We start from the raw sequence: 22,902 nt of genomic DNA, 5'->3' as shown, positions 1-22,902 counted from the left end.
CTCCTTTGTTTTAATGTTGAATTACATGTGCTTTTCTAACGCTTCACGGAGCTCATTTTTATCCATTAAGTTTTTCAGTTTCACCACATTCTTATTTCCATCTTCCAGACTGCCCACGATGTCCTCGGATCCTAAGTAGATGTCCGCTTGTTCTGTCTTGGCAGTCGTCAAATCCGTGTGGGAAACTTCGCCTTCTTTTCCCATTTCGTTCAAGGCAGCTTTCACGTTCATTTCGACAATCATGCTGCTTCCTAACCCATTTCCACATACGACTAAGATTTTTTTCATTTCTAATTCCTCCTCGGTTTTTTATACTTCAACTGATTTATGAATCAATTCAATCACGCTTTCAGCTTCATTGGCTGAAATTAAATGCTCCACATTATTTTCATTGGATAACATTTCAGTGAGCTGGGCTAATGCGGTCAAGTGCGTTTGGTTATCGATCGCTGCTAGCACGATGACTAACTGAGCCCGATGTTTTTCCTGTTCTGAGAAATAAACAGGTTCTGTTACCCGTAAAAAACTCATTCCCAGTTTTTCGACTCCCGCTTCGGGCCGTGCATGGGGGATCGCAATGCGTGGCGCAATGACAATATAGGGCCCTAATTCATTCACATTATCGATCATCGCCTGAATATACTGCGGTCGGATCGATTGCTGCTTGACCAGCGGTTCGGCGGCGATTTCGATCGCCTCCTGCCAGCTGGAGACATGATCTTTGAATTGGATCGTTTGTTCGGTTAATAATTCATTGAGCATAGGCTTACGCAGCTCCTTTGTCAGCGGAGTATTTTCTTCTAAAAGATGAACCATTTCTCTTTTCAGTTCATCCTTCTGATGGATGGTCGCATATTTTTCGATGACATCGATCAACAGGTCCGTCGAATCCTTCTCCTGCTGCTTTGCATGAAAAAGATCATTCATCCGGCGTATGACCTGTTCCTTGTCCAGATTGGTCAGGATCGCTGGGACATGGATCACAGGAATATCCTTGGCCTTAATATAATTGGTAGAAAAGATCACGTCCGCGTTCGGTTCGATGGATTGATATTCCCTGATGGACATCGTTTGGATCACATTTAGACCGGCAATCATATTTTCGAGCTGAGTCCGTAACATGTTCGATGTTCCGATCCCATTTTCACAGACGATGAGGGCTCTGAACTTTGTTTCGACCCGCTTTTTCTCTTTCGTAAGCCACCCTCCAAAATGCAGGGTGATATAAGCTGCTTCCTTATCAGGGATCGGCTCACCAACATACAGCTCAAGGTGCTTCATCACACGTTTCGTTAAGTGAAAGAGATCCTGATAATTCTCCTGAATGCTTTCCGCTAGATCATTAGCGATTTTCACGCCGTACTTCAGACGGTAATACGTAGGCTTAATGTGAGAAATCAGGTTTTCCTCAAGCCCTGTCTTATCATCAAACACGACACAAGAATACAATTGAAAATCAGAAATCATCCGTTGAACAACTTCACGCAGTCCGGAAAGCTCACGCTCTGTATAACGACTGAAATCATCATGCTGGACTTTGGAGCCTAGCAGATTCATAGTAATGAAGCAGATCTCATCGTCTGGAAAGGAAACCTTCCATAAATCCTTGAGTTTATTCGTAATCAGCAAGGCCGCCTGGTAGGCCTCGGTTTGCTGCAGCACCTGCTTTTCTTCGGATTCAAGCACGATATATTTCTGTAATTGAATTCGCTTCATAACCATTAAAATCTGTAACGAAAGAATTTCCACCATTTCATCCGTTAACGTGAGCCCCAATTTTTGTTCAGCTTCAAAAAGAAGGTTTCTAACGAATAACCGTTGATCCGCGTCGCTGGACGAAGATCCGTCTCCCGGCTGGATCATGCGGTGAACCTTCTCCCGGACGTTGTGCCAATCCTGGTGGGAAAAGATCATCGCCAGGATATCAGAAAGCATCTTTCTTTTCGCTTCCTCCGGCCCGCTTAACCGGTAGCCCGAGCCTTTTTGATAGTACAGCTTCAGGCCTGCCTGCTTAAACTCGCCTTTAATGACTTTAAGAACCTTTGCGACTGTACCTCGACTCATACTCGTAAGATCCATGAAGCTCTGCATCGAAGCAGCCTGTTCATCTAACACGATTTTCACTTTAATGAGCACTTCTCGTTCCTGCTTGGACAATTGATACTGCCAATCGTCAAAGCCTTCATCCTTGTGGAAAGTTAATCTGGACCTGGAAGCGTCGGGAAGATAAAGTCCTTCTCCATGCTTGCTTTCTATAGGCTCTAAGTTCTGATCTGTTAACCAACTGTTGATTTGATCAAGGTCGTAATAGATCGTGCGCTGGGATACATTCATTTTTGCAACCAAATCTTTCGTTGGGACGGGACCAGTGGATTGTTGAATGATGGATAATAAGTGTGCACGTCTTTTATCCAATACCATGGGGATCCCCTTATTCAAGTTTGCAAACTAGTGAATTTTGCAGAATTATACGGTTGTGATTCATATGATCATCTTATGGATTAAGTATAGCGGCTGTTTATCAGTTTTGTAAGGGATTTCAGTGTACAGAGTTTGTAAGTCATAAATTTGCAAAAATAAACACATGGATCAATTGATTAAATCCTTCCATTATTAAGGGGGTAATGAAAAATAGGGATGGGACATGATTAAAAGCAATCCTGCTAAAGATAAACAATGAGAAACCGAATTCCGAAGCCATCGACGGGACTAAATAACCGCTTCGGAAATCCACTCCCCTTCCCTCCTATAGAACAAGAAATGACTTTTTTGACAATAAAAAACCGCTAACTAAAAAGTTAGCGGCTTATCGTTTACTTTTGTAATTGGTCCACAGCTTGATCGCTTACGGCATTCCGTCCTCCTAGAATATACAAATATTTAATCGGTAATCGGTTATAGGCCTGCTGCACCTCTTTAGGAACCGTGTCCTCTTTGACGAGAGTCATCGCTGCGTTTTGTTTTGCTGCAAGGACTGCACCAGTCAAGGCATCTGCGAATTCTTCGCCGGTACTGACAAAAGCGGTCTGACTTGTATCGTCTTCTAATTCATTCATCACGACCGCTGCCGTTTTATAACGAGTCGTTCCACTGTAGCGGGTCGGATTCGGAAGCTGCTTGTATACATCTCCCCCAACAACACCTTCCCCGCCAACAACGATTGACTCATTTATGCCTTCAAGCGCCCACTTCGTGCTTTGCGGCAGACTTCCTTGCTTGGCAAGCAAAATCGGGTAGCCTTGCTTCGCTGCAAACGGGGCGGCAGCTAAGGCATCCGGAAACTTCGAACCATTAACGACGATGGCTTTTTCCGGATTTCCATCTAATCGGGCTGCAATATTCGTTGCTGTTTTATAACGCGTCTTTCCATACACCCGTTCCACGTGAAGACCAAGTCCTTGTAATTGATACTTCACGAATTCGTCCAAAGCATTCGGCCCGCCGAGCATAATGGCGTTCTTAGCACCGAGCCGCGAGATTTCCTTTCGAACCTTTTGATTTAAATAATCGGTATGGCTTAACAAAATCGGCGCATTTTCTTTATAGGCAAGCGGTGCGCCGGCCAGTGCATCGGCAAACTCATCGCCGCGGGCAATGACGACGGTATCCGCCTTCTTAAATCCTTGTTTGGACACTTCGATCGCTGTTTCATAGCGGTCTTTTCCAGCCAGCCGGACAGGAGCAAACTGGACCTTAAGGAAATCGCCGGTCAGGATCTCTCCTTGCTCCTCTCGTTCAAACGGAAGGTTCGGATCCAAGCTCACAAAATCATTTTCCGTAAGCGTCCGTCCTGACTTGTTCCGGCTTACTTGGCCGTTAAAGAAAAAGTTCTCATTTGAGGCTAATTCATCAGGATAAATATCTTTAGCATCGTAGTCTTTTTGATAGGATACAAATCCATCAATCTTAAAGTCTTCTTCAATGTTGGAATACGTAGAGAAATCAAGATTTCCTCCCGCGTTGTTGTAGGATTTGTTATTTTCCGCGATAATCCCAGGGTTGCTGTTGCTCGTTATTCCCACGGCTCCATTATTGAAAGCGATGCTGTTACGGATGACGTGATGAACATTAATGCCTTCTCCACCTAATTTAAATCCGTTTTTGTCACCATCGCCAACGGTACCATCGGTCAGTTTCCCATTTTCATAGGCAATACTGTCTTCAATCAAGACGGGACCAATCGCACCACTTCCCGCCTTCGTGTATAGATCCCAGCCATCGTCAATGTTATTGTGGGAAATACAGCCGCGGAACACATTCCCGGTGCCTGCGGTTAATTTGGCTGCAAAGCCGTCCCCGTTATTATCGGAAGGATCACGGTTATCAAACGACTCCGAATTAAGAATGAAGTTATCGGACGGCCAGTCCTCGATCGATTCACTATTGTCCGTACGGCTGATCTGCAGTCCGGTATCCCCGTTTTCATAAAAGCGGCTCTGCTCCACAATATTGTGGCTGCCCCCTACTACAAATCCTTTCGTGTTCCCTGCGGTTCTGGCAAAATCTATGCCTTTCACATGCCAGTAATCTCCGCTTAAGATGACTCCTTCGGTCTGCTTGTCAAAATCAATGACTGGCCGTGCACCTTTTTCAGCGACTAAAGATTTCATGGCGTCTTTTTTACCGTCATTGTATTTGGCAATTTCCAGCTTGCCGTTTCTTACGTACGTCCCGTCTTTCACGATGATTTTCTGGCCAGGCTGAACGAATTCGACCGCTGTATCCAGATCAAGCGGGGAAGACTCCGTTCCATCTCCGGAATCCTGCCCGGATGGGGACACGTGAATCGCTTCTCCGTTGGCAAACGTTTTCATCGCTACGGTCACGTTTTTAACCTGCTTTGTGTAAGAGGTCAAGTTCTGGGTATCGTCGGGTAGGAAAGTGACGCTGAAATTAGTATCCTTGTTTTCGTCTAACTGAGCGGGTACGGATTTTATTTCTCCTTTTTTAACCGGCTCATCCCGCGCTATAATTTCCTGGCCTTTTTTTACTTTGACGACACCATCGGCGTTCGCTTTTAGTAAAAGCTCATAATCAGAATCCGAGGTTTTTGTCCGGGAAACCACATCGAATTCAGGTTCAACCGGCGATTCTGGTGGTGTAACTTTTGGCGGGTCCGTTGCTTCAGCTGTCACGTTAAAATCCATGTTGCTGACTTCAATGTCCGCTAGCCGTGCCGTATAAAAGCCGACATAAACTTTATCATCCTGGACTTGAAGAAGCTCCGGGGTAAAGAACATGGGCTGATCTCCGTCATTGAACTGCCCGGAAAAGCCGCTGTTTGTTTTGCTTAAAGTCAGGTGATAGTTTTTCGCAGGATACGTATTGGAAGTCGTCGGCTTTTCGTCATTCAGCATGACTTTTTCAATGCCATTGCTTCCTGCTCCGTCCGGTGAGCTGACGCCGGAGCGGATAAAGAACTGCGTGCCATTAGGATCCTGCGTGCCGCCGCTAAAACCACCAACAGCTGCAATGTTGGAAGCGAACACATTTGAATTTCCTTCTGTCCCTATGGCGTCTCGTGCCATCATTCCAAAAGACTCCTGCCCGTCATGATGAGGGCTTTTGGCATACTCATTCACTTGAATATCTGCAGAGAGTGTGAAGTTATCTTGGTCCGCATCGATTTCCGTATAGTAAAAAGTGATCCCATCATGGTCGCCGGTAATTTTTCCGGCCCCCGGTTCGGCAACGATATGGACGCTTCCATCCTCCAATTTTTCCACGTAGTTCGTTTCCGGGTCAGTGGATTGGCCAAATTCAATCGTTTTCCATTGATAATTCTGCTTCTCTCTTACGGTTACATCAAAGGAAATGGAGGAAAGTGTACTGCTTGAAGGATTGATCTGAATCGGGTAAACACCCATTGTAGACGCATCATAATCAGCAGTAGACACCTCGTACTCCGACTCATTTAACATCTCTTTATCTCCGTTATCATAAACCTTTGAAACGACTAAACCATCTTGGTTAAAGGATTCCCCTTTTTGATAAGTGGTTTGTGGATATTCACTGACCTCCAGTCCTTGTAATTCCTTTTTCTTCACATGAACGGTAAAGCTTGCCTGCTTGTCTTTATAAGTCATTTCCACCTTCTTATCTCCCGTAGTACTGGAATCAAAAGATGAGGTTTTCAATTGATCTTTAGGAACGCGTTCGCTCACCCCATCCGTGTAATGGGCTTCGACGATCAGACCATCCAGATCTAATGGATCCCCTAAGAAATACAGCTGCTTCGTCGGGGCATGCTTGATTTCCAGCGAGTCCAGCTGCTCATTTTTCACTTGGACTGAGAACGTCGTTTTCACATCAGGGTTCTGTTTCGATTGCAGGGTTACCGTTTGCTTTCCAGGCTGCTCGAATATGTACCCTGAATCACTGATTTCTTCACCATTAATAAAAATGGAGTACTGTTCCTTTGTCAGCTCATTCGTCTGGTAGCCATCCTCGTAGTTTCCCGTGACCACAAGGCCGAGCGGGTCAAAGGTGTCTTGTAAATAGTAGTTCGTTTTCGCGGGGTAGTATTTCACTTCCATCCCTGTTAATTGCAGTTCTTTGATTGATAAGTCAACGGTTTCCTCAGCACCGTTGTAATGGATGGTTATCGTATTGGTACCAGGCTTACTGCTGTCAAAACCGGTCACAATGTAATCGTCGTCTGTGAGCTTCTCCTCGCTGTTATCCTCATAAACAGCGGTCACTTCAAGCCCGCTTATATCGAGCGGTTCATCCACTAAGTATTCCTTTTTCATTTGACTGGCATCTACCTGAAGAGATTTGACCTGTTTGTCAGCGACATTTAAAGACACATCACTAAACGTCACCGTTCCATTACGAGCGACGAACAGTCCGGCATAAATGTCGTCAGAAAACGGTTGATCGAGCTCAATGGTCTCACTCTCTCCGTTTGACGTCATGACAAACGTATCGCCCGATTTGCGAAGCGTAAGCTCATACGTTCCATCCGTCGCAGGTGCAGGGCTGTCCTCGAAAGGAGCAAGTTTATTTAAATCACCCGTGCTTGTAAAGCCTCTCATCGCATCATCAAGCGCACCGACGGCAGCATAGTTGGAGGAATGCTTACTCGAATCGCCGTTCTCACCGACTTGATCACGAATCATCAATCCGAAGGCACGCTGACTGTCGGGACTGTAATGGTCGGCATGAACAGTGGCATGCAGTTCAAAGTTATCCCCTGCAGACAACTTCGTAAAATAATAAGACAGACCTTCCTCACTGCTCGCAATTTTTCCACCCGAAGCATCGATCGTGACAGAGCCATCCTGATTCACGACCGCCGGCGGATTTTTATCCGTACCTGTGTTAGACCCGAAGGCACTGAAGCTCCAATCTGATACATCCGCTGCTGCTTTTGGGCTTGTCATAGCAAAAACGGAATTAGAAAAGCTTGAAAAAATTAAGAGCAGCACTAAACTAACGACCGCTATCCTCGTTCCACTTTTTTTCATTCAGTCATCTCCTTCTTCTTCTCTAAGCGAACAGCGACAATCCTGACTCCAACCCTCCTGTCAAATAATTTTATTGTCATCGGAATGACTATGCTGGCCATCCGGAACAAGCGGGAATCTCAAATGATGTAAGCGGATTCATTTTAAAATAACAACGTTGTTATTTAGGATAGTTGGTTTTTGGTGATCTGTCAATTTCCTTTCATTCTCTTGTGTTCAATTGAACTAGCATGATAAATCCAGGAAAAATTGCTGTTATGAGGGCTGAGTCTCCTAAAGCTCCTTATCCCCAAATTTCAAAATCATTTCGTTTTTCAGCAGGAGCGGGATGAAGTTTTTCTTTACATCGCAAATAATCTAAATGAATCATTATTGAATAAAACCTTTCACTAAGGGTAAAGGAAATACTAGGCACGATTAATAAGTGGAGGGAAATCAAATGCAGAACATGAACAGAGGAATAATTACTGCCCTATCAGCGATCGGGCTTGCTCAAGCACTCAAAATCGTAACCCATAAACGGTTAACCGGAAAATGGGACGTCAAGCAGGTAGCAACGACCGGCGGCATGCCAAGCTCTCATTCGGCGGGAGTATCAGCGCTCGCTGCTTACATTGGTGCGAATAGAGGCTCAAGACACACAGAAACGGCGCTGGCAGCAGTCTTCGGTGTTATTGTTATGTACGACGCGCAGGGCATCAGGCGTCACACAGGAGAAATCGCCAGGCTTGTAAACGATTTGGAAGATAATTTCGTTACGATTGCACAGGACTTTCCCGCCTTGCAATTTCAAGAAAGGGAAAAAGAATTAAAGGAGCTTTTAGGCCACCAGCCACTGGAAGTTCTCGGAGGCGCCATATTCGGAACCATTTTAGGTTTGATTTCCGCCAAGTTTGAAAATAAATGAAGCGTGAACCGTTCATGTGTGAGAATAACGTTAAGATTTATTATAATGAAGGTAACTAAAAATCATAGGCGAGCTATGATTTTTTGCTTTTTGCAGCAAACTAAGCTTGGAGAATGATCATGTCACAATTAGTAAAGGAGATAAAATGGCTACAGAAAAAGAAGGAATTCTTACAGGCTGGAACTTAGAAAACAGTTATGCCCGTCTTCCAGAAAGATTCTATTCAAAAACAGCTCCAACTCCTGTACGGGCACCGGAACTGTTCATTTTTAATAGAGCCTTGGCAGCAGAACTCGGCCTGGATGCTGATGGCCTGGAAAGTGAAGAAGGAGCAGCGATATTGGCCGGGAATCAGGTTCCAGAAGGCGCCTTGCCGATCGCTCAGGCTTATGCAGGGCATCAGTTCGGTAATTTTACGATGTTAGGAGATGGCCGGGCAGTTTTGCTTGGCGAGCAGATGACTCCTTCAGAAAATCGGTTGGATATCCAGTTGAAAGGTTCAGGACGAACGCCCTTTTCCCGTGGTGGTGATGGCCGGGCGACACTTGGACCGATGCTGCGGGAATATATCATCAGCGAGGCGATGCACGGACTAGGAATTCCCACCAGCCGCAGTTTAGCGGTCACCACGACAGGAGAACAAGTGATGCGGGAAACGGCACTTCCTGGTGCTGTGCTGACACGTGTCGCATCCAGTCATCTACGCTTCGGTACGTTTGAATATACGGCTAGATGGGGAAAGGAAGGCGATCTGAAGGTTCTGACAGATTATGCGATCGACCGTCATTATCCTGAAATCAAAGACGATGAAAATCCTTATCTTTCCCTGTTTAAAGAAGTCATGAAACGCCATGCCGAACTCGTCGCCAAATGGCAATTGGTCGGCTTTATTCACGGAGTGATGAACACGGATAATATGACCATCAGCGGAGAAACGATCGACTATGGTCCATGTGCTTTTATGGATCAGTATGATCCGAAAACTGTATTCAGCTCCATTGATGTGCAAGGGAGATACGCTTATCGAAACCAGCCGGCCATTACTGGCTGGAACCTGACCCGATTTGCAGAAACCCTGCTGCCCTTAATCAATGACGACCAGGACAAAGCCGTAGAACAAGCTGAGGAAGCTCTTTCTGAATTCGAGGCCCAGTATAAAGCCCATTATCTTGCTGGTATGCGGGCAAAGCTTGGGCTGTTTAACGAAGAAGAGCAGGATGAAGCGCTCATTGATGAACTTCTTCGTGTGATGCAGGAGCATCAAGCGGATTATACGAATACTTTCCGGGCTTTATCTTTAGAGAAACCTGAAGACACACCGATGTATGACAACCATGTGTTTACAGAGTGGTATGAAAAATGGAAGCAAAGATTGAGCAGACAAGATGAATCCACAGATGCCGCATGCGAGTTGATGCGCAAATCCAATCCTGCTGTCATTCCGCGGAATCACCGGGTGGAAGAAGCCCTTGAAGCAGCTGTTGAACAAGGCGATTGCAAGGTAATGGAGCGGTTTATGAATGCATTAGCAGATCCTTATGCGTATTCTAAAGACCAGGAAGAATATGCTGAACTGCCGGAACCCTCCCATCTTCCTTACCGGACGTACTGCGGGACGTAATGAAAACAAAAAGCAAGCGGTCACTTATATAGGACCGCTTGCTTTTTTATGCTCTTCTAAACTCCAGGTGCTTCATTCCAGCGAAGATCGATTATTCTATTGTTTTCAGCAAGTCATAAGCTTCCCTTTTCGTTTTTGCTTCCAGCAATTTTTCTCTAAAGGTCTCGTCCATCAATTTTCTTGAAAGCATTTGCAGAATCTTTAGATGGTCGTCTCCTTTTCTTTCTTTCGGAACAGCAATCATAAATATGAGTTTCGCATCAGAACCGTCCATACTGCTCCAATCGACGCCGTCACGTTTAATGCCGAAGACTACAGCCGGCTTCGTCACCGCTTCTGATTTTCCGTGCGGAATCGCAATTCCCATCCCTAAACCAGTTGTGCTTTCTTTTTCCCGGTTAAGAATCGCCTGTTTATATTCGTCTGGAGAAGACAAGATGTCATGTTCATCTAATTTTTGAATCAATTCATCAATCACAGTATCGCGAGTGTCACCGGCTAAATCGATATCAATCAATTCCGGTGTCGTAATATCCGTCAATTTTGTAATCGTCTGCTCAGCTTTCGTTGGTTCTTCCTTGGAGTGATGCGGCTCTTGAGCAGGGAGTGATTCTTCCTGTTCCTTAATTGAATCTTCCGTTGATAAAGGAACCGATCCCCCTTCTGGAACAGCCACTTGTACATCCTTCTTCAAAGCGTTGACCATGAAAGCAGTGACTACGATGCCAACCGCAGCCGCGATGAAGAACATCAGTACGTTATCTACAGCGCCAAGCACAGCTACAATCGGACCTCCATGTGCAACACGATCGCCGACACTGCTCAGCATTGCGATTACCGAACCTGTCATCGATCCAACGACTATACTAGGAATAACCCGGAGCGGATCCTGGGCAGCAAAAGGAATGGCTCCTTCTGTAATCCCAAAGAGTCCCATCGTGAAGGAGGCTTTTCCTGTTTCCCGTTCAGCCTGCTGGTATTTCTTCTTATTGATAAACGTTGCTAAGCCCATTCCAAGCGGAGGGATACAAATCGCAACAGCGATCGGACCCATAATTTCATAGTTTCCTTCAGCGATCATCGCCGCGCCGAATAGAAAGGCTACTTTGTTGAAAGGTCCTCCCATATCGACAGCAATCATCGCGCCTAAAATAATGGCCAGCAGAATAGAGCTTGCTCCTTGCATCCCTTCCAGCCACGTAGTCAAACCTTCAAAAATTCCAGCGACCGGCGCACCGATAATGAAAATAAACAAAAGACCAACAATGAGAGAAGCGATCACTGGAATAAAGATGATCGGCATCACCGGCTGAATCGCTTGAGGGACTTTGATTTTTTTGATTCCTAAAACGACGTATCCTGCTAAAAAGCCGGCAATAATGCCTCCGATAAAACCAGCCCCTGCTTCACTTCCATAAAAGCTGCCATTCGCCGCAATATAGCCTCCGATCATTCCCGGCGCAAGACCCGGACGGTCGGCAATACTCACGGCAATGAAGCCTGCTAAAATAGGGACCATAAAGCTGAACGAAGCGGCTCCTAAGTTTTCGATCTGTTTCCAAAAGGACGTGTCAGGGATTTTGAGTCCACCAGGAGTCTGTTCTCCTCCAACAGCTAAAGCGATCGCAATCAACAGCCCGCCGATGACGATGAAGGGAATCATGTACGAGACCCCGTTCATTAAGTGGCGGTATATCGGATTTTCCTTCTCTTTCTTTTGTTTCTTGACTGTTTCTGCGGATGGCATCGCGCCCTTGTAAACGGATACATTCCCATCCACAATTTTTTGAATCAATTCTTTAGGATGACGGATCCCTTCCTGAACACCGACCACGATGAGCGGCTTCCCGCCAAAACGCTCTTTTGACACGTCTTTATCGCTGGCAATAATGATGCCATCCGCTTCTGCTATGTCCTCGTCGGTCAAGGGATTTTCTACACCGATGGAGCCTTGGGTTTCTACTTTCATCTCGACATCCATCTCGTCCGCTGCTTTTTGCAGGTTTTCAGCGGCCATGTACGTATGCGCAATGCCTACAGGACAGGCCGTTACGGCTAAGATTTTCATGATTTTTCCTCCCTCGCACATTTTCTACCTCTATCATAAAAGGAAACCGCTGCAAAAAAATCATTCATTTTTACCGCAGCTCCGGTAAAAATGAATGATTATCTTAATACTTGCTCCAACTCTTGCACACTTCTTGCCTCTATAATTTTCTGTACTGCCTCAGGCTGAGTACTTAATCGAGAAATGGTATGCATCAGCGGGCGGATCTTGGCTTGATCTTGTTTGGAAATAGCTAATAGGAATACGACAGAGACAAGCTCACTTCCCCATTCAACCGGTTCGTTCAATACCGCCAGGGCGACTGCCGATTCGTTTACATCCTCTGGAGGTGCGTGCGGAATCGCGACTCCGCCGCCGATGGCTGTTCCTGACGTTCTTTCCCTTACAACGGCGTGCTTTGGAAAGGATGCATTCACCAGTCCTTTTTCGGCCAGTTCATTGCCAAGCATTTCAATGACCTCATACCGGTGCAATGGCTTCACATCAAAACGGGCGGTCCCTCTTTTCAGCCATTGGACTAAATGATCGGAAAAGACAGCTTTTTCACTCGACTGCTGCAAAAATTGATCCAGTTTCGTGCGATCCTCAGACTTTAGTAACGGAGAAATTACAAGGGAGGGCGGATCTTTAACCTCCAGTTCTCTCGTCGACAGGATGAAATCCACACGCTCCTTGTTAAGCGTCTCCTCTAAATCTCGTACTCCAATGCAGCCTGTAATATCCATTCCTTTATAGGACTTCTCGAGCTTTGCTTGCAATAAATGAGACATCCCTACCCCAAGTTCACAGACGATTAGCACTTTTTTCTTCGTCTCTCTTTTCTTTTGCAGCCGTTCAATAGAGGCTTGAAAGTGAAGGACTAAATAGGCCGCCTCGTCTTCAGGAATATGGATGGAGTAGTTCTGATTCACTTCTTCCAAGGCCATTACGACCATACTGAACATATAAGGGTACATCTTTTTTATTTCATGGAGCATCGGGTTGCGAATGGACAATCCATGCCTGCACCGATGGAGCGTCGATGGAAGGTGAACGCTCAACCCTTCCATTAAAATCAGATCATTTCTAAAATTCGTCATCGTCATGATCTGCAGTTGGGTCGTCAGCTGCTCCAGCACCTTATCCATCAACTGATGTGCGGGATCATTGTCCTGTTGAGGCAGTTTTGATGGATTACAGCTCATTAAATGCCAGGTGAAGTAAACCTTTTCAGATTCAGGGAGGGTTACACGCAGCACCTGTTGAGCGTGGTCAAATACCGCTTCTGTCATCCGGTATTCTTCAGATTGCTGAGCGGGGATGACCTCTTCCTTCTTAACGATAATCGGCGAGTTCTGCCGGGTCCGTTTCAGCATGACTAAAGCATGAATCACTAAGCTGTCGATTTTTTCTTCCGATAACTGCCATTTGTATTTGTTCAATACCTTTACGAGCGACTGTCTGACAAGGTCAATCTCATAGTCCGGGAACAATTGCAGGACGTACGAATTCGAGTGTGCTTCTTTGGCGGTAAGTTCTGATAAATGAGCAAGCGCATTCCGTTTATCGATTTCTTCCCCATGATCGTACTGCCCAGCCGCTGTTTAGATACGACAGCTAAGTCAAACGACTGCACCCACTTGTTAATAGCCACCAGGTCATTTCTAATTTCCGATAGGGTCGCATAATATTGCCCGGCCATTGCTTGTAAAGTCATGGGCTTGTTTTCTACCAGCAGTTGATAGGCGATTTCGAGAATCCGGTCCTGCTCTGTACCCGCTTCCGAACGATTCAATAAGTTAAATAACTGTTTCTTTTCTTCCTCTTCAATGACAAGCTGCAGCCCAACGCCAGGCCTACGGTTAATGGACGCATGGGAATTCAAGTCCAGGAACTCTTGAATGATTTTCAAGTCATTACGGACCGTTTTCTCGGAACAGTGAAGGTCATCTGCCAGTTGTTGGACACGATGAGCCTCGTTGGAATTCAGCAGTAACGTCCGGATTATTTTTGTTTGTCTCTCATTCACGACATACACCCTCTAGCTTCGTTAACGAACAGCGGAATCATTTCACGTATTGTTCTCCTTCATCATTGTAAGCGTTGTACCCATGCTGCGCAAATGGCAGGATATTTTCTCTTCTCTCCTACCTCTCTCTATGAACGAGCTTATGAGGATTCATGATCCCTTTCGAATCCAGGGCGGATTTGATCGCTTTCATCACAGGCAGTGCATTTCCGTGTTCCTGCTCCTGGTACTTCATTTTTCCACGTCCGACGCCATGTTCACCTGTACACGTTCCTCCGCAGGCTAATGCATAATGAACGATTTCTTCATTAAATTGTTCCGCTCTTTTCACTTCATCCGGATCGTTTGGATTGATCATCAGCAAGGCATGGTAGTTGCCGTCGCCGACGTGGCCGAGAATGCCTGAGACTAGATTCAACGCTTCGATCTTTTCCCGCGCATGCTTAATCGCACCGGCTAGTTCTGTAATCGGCACACAGACATCCGTAACCATAAGCTTCCGGCCCGGGTTATCGTGGATAAAGGCGTAAGCCAGGTTATGACGCGCATCCCACAGCTTCACTCGTGCGGCATTATCCTTTTCAAACTGGATGTCCTGACAGAAATAGTCCGCTACAATTTCCTTCGTAAAGGCAACATCTGCCTTCAGACCCGGTTCATTTCCGTGAAACTCGAGAAATAACGTGACGTTCTCCTGGTAATTCGTTTCGCTGAACCGGTTGACCTGTCTGATGGATTCCTCGTCCACTAATTCCACTCGCGCAATCGGCACGCCTGCCTGCAAAATCGAAACGACTGCATTTACAGCATGATCAAGGGTTGGAAAAGAAGCTCGTCCCGCCATGATGTGTTCCGGAATTCCGTAGACGCGGAGCGTCAGTTCCGTTATACAGCCTAAAGTGCCTTCAGAACCTACCATCAAGCTCGTTAAATCGTATCCAGACACCGATTTCTTTGCCAGATTGCCTGTGCGAATCACTTCTCCATCGGCCATTACGACTTCCAAGCCCTGCACTTGATCGCTCATTACCCCGTACTTCACCGAGGTCGTCCCACTGGCGTTTGTTGCGGCCATACCTCCGAGTGTCGCATCCGCGCCGGGATCAACAGAGAAAAAGAGGCCGTGCTTTTTCAATTCTTTTTCCAGCTGCGACCGTGTAACTCCAGGCTGTACTTTTACGAGAAAGTCATTTTCCCGCACTTCGATCACTTTATTCATGGAAGAAAAGTCGATCGTAATGCCTTTTTCGTACGGAATCGCATGCCCTTCCAAGCTGGTTCCCAGTCCAAAAGGAGTAATCGGAGTGTCAGTGGCATGCGCTGTTTGAACGATGTGACTGACATCTTCCGTAGTTTCCGGAAAAACGACAATGTCCGGCTCGCTCCACTCGTGATAGGATTCATCTTTGCTGTGGTGTTCGAGAATCGTTTCGTTCATTGAGACTTGGTAGTCTTTCAAGTGAGTCTTTAATTGGTCTGCTAAACTTTGTACGGTGTGACTCATATTTATCGCCCCTCTCCTTTTTCTTCCATTATAAATAATTGTCTAATGAGAATAAAACTTGCGAAGTTATGTATTCCAACACGATGGCTCTGTTTACCTGCACGTAAAGGCACAAATCCCTGTAACATGTTGGATACTTTAATTAGGGACTGGGACATGATTCAAAGCTTTCCCTCTAAAGACGTACAATAATGAATCGGGTAATTCCGAAGCCATCAATGGTTCTGAGCGACCGCTTCGGACATACACTTCGCTTTTCACGGGCGGCTGGCGAGCCTCCTCGTGCTGCGCCCTGCGGGGTCTCCCCGCTGCCTTCCTCCCGCAGAAGTCTGCGTGTATGTCCTATGCTGGCATAGTCCCATGCTTCGTTTTCATCAGTGTAAATTGCTCACCAGCAGGAACAGCACATCTTGACTCAAGCAAGCTTTGCTTACCAAGGATTTAATAGTTTGGTAATACCGGCAAGGCCTCTGCCAACATAGAACGGATTTGGGTCTTGTAGAATTCCTTAAAAAGAAACCTTCTATCGGAGCGATTATGCTCCCATTATTTAAGACGAATTTCATATGTAATGACGAGACGTAGATTTGAAGTTCATCTACCTAAAAAATCCGAATGATGGTGAATCCTTTACGAAAAAAATTCACCTTCATTCGGATTTTATAATGGCTAAAACACTTTTATCCCGGCCCCTTTAAAAACAATGCATAAAAGAAAACACTTGGTTCTTCCTATGCTAAAACAATCACGTCAAAGGGTTTTAAGGTATGTTTATTCGTAACAGGACGGCCCGTGATTAAATCAGTAAATTCTTTTTTAAACGTAACCTCCTGGGGAACCTCGGAATAATTAAGCAGGAAAACATAGTCCGTTCCTTCTTTATGGCGAATGGATAACTCCACTTGTTCAGGCAGATCAAATAGATCCTGATAATCATTCAGCTCAAACTCATCAATTAATAAACTAGCTAAATCCAGATTGAATACGCCTCCAAAATAGTAGCTGCTCCCCTGCCCATAATTCCGCTTGACTAGTGCAGGCTTCCCTTCAAAGTGAGCATTTGTAAATGTTCCCAGCACTTCTACATCTTCTTTTAGTTGCAAAACTTCATTAAAATCATTTGCTTCCACTTCTTGAAGGTTTTTAAATTTCACGCCTGGTGTTTCTTCAAATGGTGCTTCTCTAGTAAACTCTTCAACATTCACCCCTACTAAATCTGCAAGGTATCCAGGAAAGGCTTTCATATAGGGTTGACCTGTTTCATCCTTGTAACCCGACCGGCAGCCGAAGATCATTTTCCCGCCTTGTTTGACGTACGAATTAAATAGTTCTGCTTGTTCTTTCGTGATGATTGCCGCATGAGGATAGACTAAGACTTTATACGACTTCAAATCTTCTAAAGAAGTTTCAGCATTTAAATGAAACGCATCAACGGGGACGTGGTTATATTGTAAAGCCTTAAACCAGGCATCTTTACTCTTCGCTTCATACGGTCCCACCCATTTATCAAATTCTGCATCCCATTCATTATCATAATTTGTAACATAAGCAATTTCTGCCTGATAGGAAGAGCCGGCAATTTGCCCAAGCTTATGAAGCTCTTGACTAACTGCTTCCACTTCTTTCACACGTCGGTTGGGCTGATTGTGATAATCATTGATTCCGTGCCAATAAATTTCGGTACCTTTTGTAGCCGTTCTCCATCGAAAATACATAATCATATCTGCCCCGTGAGCGATCGATTGATACGTCCATAAGCGAAGTTGACCTGGTTTTGGCGAAGGCTGCTCGATTCTGGTCACCCATCCACCTGGACCTGACTGCTGTTCAAAGATTGCAAAATTAGGAGAAATGCTCCTCACCACACTCAAATTCCAACTCCACTTTCGGTCACGCAAAGGTTTTACAGAATGATCCTCTATGATTCTGCCGAAGTTTGGATAAGAATCATAGGCATAGAAATCCAGCAAATCATCGGTCAGCTTATGATTATCTAAATGGCCGAACATCCCATTAGTCGTCACCCACTGCTTTGGTGCATATTCTCGTAAAATGTCTGCCTGCAGCTTTGCATACGAAATGGCACTGTCAGAGAAAAACCTCTTTTCATCTAAAGCGTGGTGCGGATTCGGCGAATTAGGAACGGTTTTACGAGTTAAATAGACTTGATCCCAGCTCGTATAGGTTTGATTCCAAAATACTGCTCCCCATGCTGCGTTCAAATTCTCAAGCGTGTGGTATTTTTTCTTCGCCCATTCCCTAAACGCATCATGGTCTGCCTCGGAATAAAAGACATCTGTTTCACAATTCAGTTCATTATCAATCTGCCATCCTACCACATCAGGGTGATCGTGATAATGTTCAGCCATTTTCTTCACAATAATCGATGACAATCTGCGGTAGTTCTCCGAGTTGTAGTTATAATGACGCCGTGCCCCGTGCTGATAAGGGATTCCATCCTGGGTCACATTTAATGAATCAGGATATTTCTTGGTTAACCATGTAGGAGGCGTTGCTGTTGGTGTGCCCATAATGACTTTCAGACCAAACTCACCCGCCTTCGCTACTGCCCGGTCAAACAAGTCAAAAGAGAATTTTCCTTCTTCCGGTTCAAATATCGACCACGCAAATTCCCCCATCCGAACGTACGTAATCCCTAACTCTTTCATTCTCCTATAATCATCTTCCCACATGTCCTCCGGCCAGTGCTCCGGATAATAGCAGATGCCTAGGGTTAGTTTCTCTTCGTTTAATTTTTTTACCATTCTGAACGACTCCTCATCCATTTTCATAGTATTTAAACCTTTATTATTCTTTTACAGCTCCGCCCAAAATACCAGAGACGAAGTGTTTCTGCAGGATTAAGAACACCGCCATTACCGGGATAACGGAAATGGATGTCCCCAGCATCAACTGTCCATAATCGATAGAATTCAGACCTGCCAGTGTAGATAACGCGACCGGTAACGTATAATTATCCTGGGTAGTCATGACAATCAACGGCCACATAAAATTGTTCCATTGGAATGTAAATAGAAAAATCCCGACTGCTGCCAGTGCAGGTTTCATCGTTGGTAAGGCGATCTTAAAGAAAATAAATAATTCCCCAGCTCCGTCGATTCTCGCTGCTTCCAGCAAAGAATCCGGCAGCCCTCTCATATTTTGCCTGATTAAAAATATGGCAAAAGGATAGCAAAGCTGCGGCAGTAAGACTGCCCGGTAGGTGTTGATCCAGTCCAAGCTCCCAAATAACTGGAACAAAGGAATAATCGTTGCTTGGTAAGGAACCATCATCGCCAAAAGGAATGAAGCAAAGATGAGGTTGTTCCCTTTAAATTTGTATTTCGCAAAAGCAAACCCAGCAGCTGAACAAATGAGCAGGCTTATGACCACAAACAAGATCGCAATGATTGCCGAATTAAATAAAGCTTTTATAATATCGATGGATTCATTCAGTCCTTTGAAGTTCTCCATCAAATAAGTACCCGGAATTAATTTAGGCGGAAATGATAAGATATCACCAGATGGATTAGTAGCTCCTACAACCATCCAATAAAAGGGGGCCAGGGAAATAACAACCCCGATGAGTAAGAACGTATGCAGCAATATTTTTTGCAACTTTTTTTTATGTCTCATGAATCATCCCTCACCACTCTGAATTGAAGCCATGATAGTACGGCAATAAAGAATACAATCACATAAGCAATGGCAGATGCATAACCAAAGTCGAAGTATTCAAATCCTTGATTGTACAAGTAATACGTAATAGTCAAGGTTGCATTATTCGGTCCGCCGCCTGTTAAGTTATAAGGCTCATCAAACAACTGAAAAGACCCAATTGTTGAAAGGATAAATGTAAACAGTAACACCGGTTTAAGCTGTGGAATGGTAATGGAAAAAAACTTTCGAACGGAGCTTGCTCCATCAATACTAGCCGCCTCATAGAGGCTATGCGGAATACTCTGTAAACCAGCCAGGATGATGACCATATTGTAGCCCGTCCATCTCCAGGTGGTTACAGCGATTAAAGATACCCTTGCCCACGTCGAATTCGTTAACCAGCCGACTTTATCAAATCCCAACAAGCTCAACAGATAATTAATCAACCCATAATCTTTATTAAGCAAAAGCACAAAAATGACGGAGGCAGCTACTAAAGAGGTAACCGCCGGTGTAAAGAACGCGACCCGGTAAAATCCCCTCATCGATAATAAGGTTGAATTTAGGAAAACGGCTAATACAACAGCCAAAAAAAGCATAATAGGAACCTGTACTAACAGGATAATAAACGTATTCCCTAAAGATTTGTAAAAGAGTGGATCACTGAACAGCCTCGTATAATTATCCAAGCCTGAAAAGGTGTATACCCCGCCGACTTTTGTCTGGAAGCTTAATAACAATGAGGCCAGGATCGGATATACCATAAACCCCAAAAATAAGAGAACGGCCGGGGCAACAAATATATAAGGAGCCGTTTTTGGTGTGATGAACTGTCTTCTCTCTTTCTTTTTCACAGCACTGGACTTAGTCCCAGTTCTAAGGCTCTGATTTGTAAGCACAATAATACCTCCTTTAAAGAAAAGGACTGGACCTGCGACTCTATCCAGTCCTGTGCCTTCGACCTGCTTATTCTGAGACTTCCAATCCAGTTTGTTGTTGTGCTTGGTCCTGCCCATCCTTTAACACTTTTTCAGCTGATTTATTTTCTAATAAGAATGATTCAAACTCGCTTTGCATAATCGACCTGACCTCAAGCTCTGCAGGGGCATGATTGACAGGTTGTATGTCAGGAACTGTATCAGCAAACTTTTGGAAGAATGGTTCATTATTGAAATACTTTTGATCCTCAGTGAAAGCCGGCTCCTCGTAAGCTTTTAACAGAGAAGGAAAAAGACCTCGGTTCGTGAGCGCTTTGATTTGGGAATCAAGATCAGTGGTGGCAAATTCAACAAATGCGTAAGCAGCCACTTTTTTATCAGAAGAACTTGGAATAGCTAAAGCAGATCCGCCATCATTAGCCGCTCGTACTCCTCCCTTTTCAAAAGCAGGAAGCCTGAACATGTCCCACTTGCCTGCCAATTCAGGCATTTGTTCAATCATCGTTCCACTCCACCAAACAGCACCTGGGTGTGTAGCAACTTCCCCGTTTTTCATCGCAGCTACCTGGCCATCCCAATTATTTGTGTACGTAATTAATCCGGCATCTCTCATTTTCTCAATTACTCCTGCCGCCTTTTCCGCCTCTTTAGAGGTCAGGTCTAACTTCCCATCTTCCGTAAAGAAGTAAGCCCCCTGCTGTTGAAGCATAATACGAAAGAGCCCTTCATTATCCATCCCGAGAAACGCTTTCCCGGTTTGTTCCGTTACTTTCTTTCCTGCTGCAATATAGTCATCCCATGTTTCAATACTCTCAGGATCAACCCCTGCCTCTTTAAAGATATCTGTTCGATAGATTACCCCTACCGGCCCTAAATCTCTAGGTGCAGCCATCAGATTTCCCTTACTATCCTGTAATCCTTCCACTTTGGAAGCAGAAAATTCATCGACATGGTCGTCATAACCCATCTCACTAAGGTTCACTAATCCATCCGGAAATTCACTTGTAAAAGAATGAATGCGGTTATTTTCAACTTGAAATACATCCGGCAGCCCACTTCCACCACTTGAAAGACCAGCACTTACTTTTTGATACACTTGATCGACCCCAATGTGTTCAACGGTAACGTTTATATTGGGATACTTCTTGTTAAATGCCGGGAGTACATCTTTCTCTAAATAATTAGCTTCCAATGCCCATGCCCAAACCGTAATATCTGCCTTGATATCTTCGGGGTTATCCGGCATCGTCAAGTCTTCTGCACCACTGGACGAATTACTACAAGCGCTTAGAACAATCAATAACAGGACTGCAAAACTAACAATCGATAAATTTCTCACTAATCGTACACCCCTTTTTAGTAACTATTTGAAAGCGATTTCAGGAATAATTATAATATTTAGAAGAATTGTTTTATGGTATAATTTCTATAAAAATAGCACCCTGTCATCTTTTTCAAAAAACTTGGAGGTTAGTCGATGCAAACCCATGATCGTGAGGAAGACTTGGAGTATGGCTGTAAATTAGTGAATGAAACCACCAATATTCCGATTTACGTCGTAGACATTTATGGAAAGGTAAACGTGGATTATACCTCTGATCTCCCACTTAATCCCATGTTTTCTACGAGAAAAGAACAATTAAAAACCTTAAACATTTCTACAACAAACACTACGTTTCCTCAGCTTTATACGAGTCCATTCCAGGAACATTTTGTCATTATCTCTATGGTCAATCATGGAGCATGCTGTGGCTCTATCATTTTAGGACCTACAGTGTCTCCGAAACCTTCGACTAATTTTATCGAAAACATCCTTACTTCCCATGAAGGAGAAGAAATAGCCCTCGAGATTAAAGATTATTTCACTACCTTGCCTGTTATTAGCAGCTGGAAGTTATTACAAGCGAGCATTCTTCTGTTTTATCTAATCTATAGAGAGAAACTTGATATGCAAGAGATCATTAACAAAAATTCGCTCAGTGTGGCTAAATCCCGGGACGATGTAGTATCAGATAGGAACATCTCCGAATTAAGGCAAAATGCAGCCTTTCACCAGGACCCTGTAGCTGAAAAGAAACTCTATCAATTTGTTCAGGATGGAAATAAAGAGGATTTGTTACTGTACAATAAGGCCTTTCATCATAATAAGGGCATCGTTTTCGGGAAGTTGTCCAGAAAGAGTGAACTTAGAAATCAAAAAAATTTAAAAATAGCAACGATTACCCTCGCCACTCGAGCAGCGATCGAGGGGGGACTTCATCCGGAAATCGCTTATACGTTAGGGGATACCTTTATTCAGGAAATGGAGGAACTTCGTACGGTCAATGATGTTGAAATCTTTATTGAGAATGCCCTTTGCGAATTTGCTGACAGAGTTCAGAAGAGTAATAAACAGCAGTATTCAAAACCCATAGGAAATTGCATGAATTATATTTTCACTCATATTTATGAAAGCATTCCACTTCCTGTCCTTGCTGAATATGTAGAGATGAATCCAAAATATCTCTCCAATTTATTTAAAAAAGAGGTAGGGGTGTCGATTACAGAGTACACCCAGCAGACCAAAATTGAGGAAGCATTAAAGTTAATGACATTTTCCAATTATTCTTTGGCGGAAATCTATACCTTGCTTAATTTCAGCGATCAAAGTTATTTTATTAAAGTGTTTAAGAAATATATGGGGATGACTCCGAAGCAATACATGCGGCAGCAAATTAGATAAAACAA

15 protein-coding genes are annotated in these 22,902 nt (G+C 44.4%); 4 read left to right on the top strand and 11 right to left on the bottom strand.

The window, feature by feature from the left end; translation table 11 throughout:
• Window positions 1-21 precede the first annotated feature (21 nt).
• The 3 genes from MUN89_RS05790 to MUN89_RS05780 all read right to left on the bottom strand — a co-directional run bounded on the left by MUN89_RS05790 (window position 22) and on the right by MUN89_RS05780 (window position 7,469).
• Complete coding sequence (locus MUN89_RS05790) at window positions 22-288, bottom strand: PTS sugar transporter subunit IIB (protein WP_244712199.1); 267 nt, start codon at window positions 286-288, stop codon at window positions 22-24.
• A gap of 21 nt (window positions 289-309) precedes the next feature.
• Entirely contained in the window at window positions 310-2,415 is a 2,106-nt protein-coding gene (locus MUN89_RS05785; protein WP_244712198.1) for a BglG family transcription antiterminator, read from the bottom strand.
• A 398-nt stretch (window positions 2,416-2,813) separates the two neighbouring features.
• Entirely contained in the window at window positions 2,814-7,469 is a 4,656-nt protein-coding gene (locus MUN89_RS05780) for a right-handed parallel beta-helix repeat-containing protein (RefSeq protein WP_244712196.1), read from the bottom strand.
• 439 nt (window positions 7,470-7,908) lie between these two features.
• Between MUN89_RS05780 and MUN89_RS05775 the strand changes: the two genes are divergently transcribed.
• Together MUN89_RS05775 and MUN89_RS05770 are read left to right on the top strand one after the other, a co-directional pair.
• Window positions 7,909-8,376, top strand: coding sequence for a divergent PAP2 family protein (locus MUN89_RS05775; RefSeq protein ID WP_244712195.1), 468 nt, complete (start codon window positions 7,909-7,911; stop codon window positions 8,374-8,376).
• 145 nt (window positions 8,377-8,521) lie between these two features.
• On the top strand, window positions 8,522-9,997 hold the full coding sequence (locus MUN89_RS05770; RefSeq protein WP_244712193.1) for a protein adenylyltransferase SelO: 1,476 nt from the start codon (window positions 8,522-8,524) through the stop codon (window positions 9,995-9,997).
• A gap of 91 nt (window positions 9,998-10,088) precedes the next feature.
• On the opposite strand, the gene MUN89_RS05765 is transcribed toward MUN89_RS05770, so the two are convergent.
• The 4 genes from MUN89_RS05765 to MUN89_RS05750 form a co-directional block, all read right to left on the bottom strand.
• Entirely contained in the window at window positions 10,089-12,065 is a 1,977-nt protein-coding gene (locus tag MUN89_RS05765; RefSeq protein WP_244712192.1) for a PTS fructose transporter subunit IIABC, read from the bottom strand.
• A 98-nt stretch (window positions 12,066-12,163) separates the two neighbouring features.
• Window positions 12,164-13,537, bottom strand: a complete 1,374-nt coding sequence (locus tag MUN89_RS05760) for a BglG family transcription antiterminator (protein ID WP_244712190.1) — start codon at window positions 13,535-13,537, stop codon at window positions 12,164-12,166.
• Window positions 13,492-14,073: an HTH domain-containing protein gene (locus MUN89_RS05755; RefSeq protein WP_244712188.1), complete on the bottom strand. Its 582-nt coding sequence runs from the start codon at window positions 14,071-14,073 to the stop codon at window positions 13,492-13,494. Before MUN89_RS05755 ends, MUN89_RS05760 begins: the two co-directional genes overlap by 46 nt.
• Window positions 14,074-14,191: 118 nt before the next feature.
• A complete protein-coding gene (locus MUN89_RS05750; RefSeq protein WP_244712186.1) occupies window positions 14,192-15,577 on the bottom strand; it encodes an FAD-binding oxidoreductase in 1,386 nt (461 codons plus the stop codon).
• Between the two features lie 191 nt (window positions 15,578-15,768).
• On the opposite strand from MUN89_RS05750, the gene MUN89_RS05745 reads away from it, so the two are divergent.
• Window positions 15,769-15,933, top strand: a complete 165-nt coding sequence (locus MUN89_RS05745) for a hypothetical protein (protein WP_244712184.1) — start codon at window positions 15,769-15,771, stop codon at window positions 15,931-15,933.
• 375 nt (window positions 15,934-16,308) lie between these two features.
• On the opposite strand, the gene MUN89_RS05740 is transcribed toward MUN89_RS05745, so the two are convergent.
• The 4 genes from MUN89_RS05740 to MUN89_RS05725 form a co-directional block, all read right to left on the bottom strand.
• Window positions 16,309-18,342 (bottom strand): beta-galactosidase, encoded by a 2,034-nt coding sequence (locus MUN89_RS05740; protein WP_244712183.1) that lies wholly within the window; start codon window positions 18,340-18,342, stop codon window positions 16,309-16,311.
• Between the two features lie 43 nt (window positions 18,343-18,385).
• Window positions 18,386-19,213 carry a carbohydrate ABC transporter permease gene (locus MUN89_RS05735; protein ID WP_244712181.1) on the bottom strand — a complete coding sequence of 276 codons (828 nt, stop codon included), beginning with the start codon at window positions 19,211-19,213 and terminating at the stop codon, window positions 18,386-18,388.
• Window positions 19,210-20,136, bottom strand: coding sequence for a carbohydrate ABC transporter permease (locus MUN89_RS05730; RefSeq protein ID WP_244712179.1), 927 nt, complete (start codon window positions 20,134-20,136; stop codon window positions 19,210-19,212). Before MUN89_RS05730 ends, MUN89_RS05735 begins: the two co-directional genes overlap by 4 nt.
• Before the next feature lie 67 nt (window positions 20,137-20,203).
• On the bottom strand, window positions 20,204-21,514 hold the full coding sequence (locus MUN89_RS05725) for an ABC transporter substrate-binding protein (RefSeq protein WP_244712177.1): 1,311 nt from the start codon (window positions 21,512-21,514) through the stop codon (window positions 20,204-20,206).
• 138 nt (window positions 21,515-21,652) lie between these two features.
• Between MUN89_RS05725 and MUN89_RS05720 the strand changes: the two genes are divergently transcribed.
• Window positions 21,653-22,897 carry a helix-turn-helix domain-containing protein gene (locus MUN89_RS05720; RefSeq protein WP_244712176.1) on the top strand — a complete coding sequence of 415 codons (1,245 nt, stop codon included), beginning with the start codon at window positions 21,653-21,655 and terminating at the stop codon, window positions 22,895-22,897.
• The last annotated feature ends 5 nt before the right edge of the window (window positions 22,898-22,902 follow it).

The sequence above is a fragment of the Halobacillus salinarum genome, from assembly GCF_022919095.1.
Classification (GTDB): Bacteria; Bacillota; Bacilli; order Bacillales; family Halobacillaceae; genus Halobacillus_B; species Halobacillus_B salinarum.
Note: the sequence above shows the minus strand (reverse complement) of the source record. Positions and strands in the feature narration are given on the sequence as shown.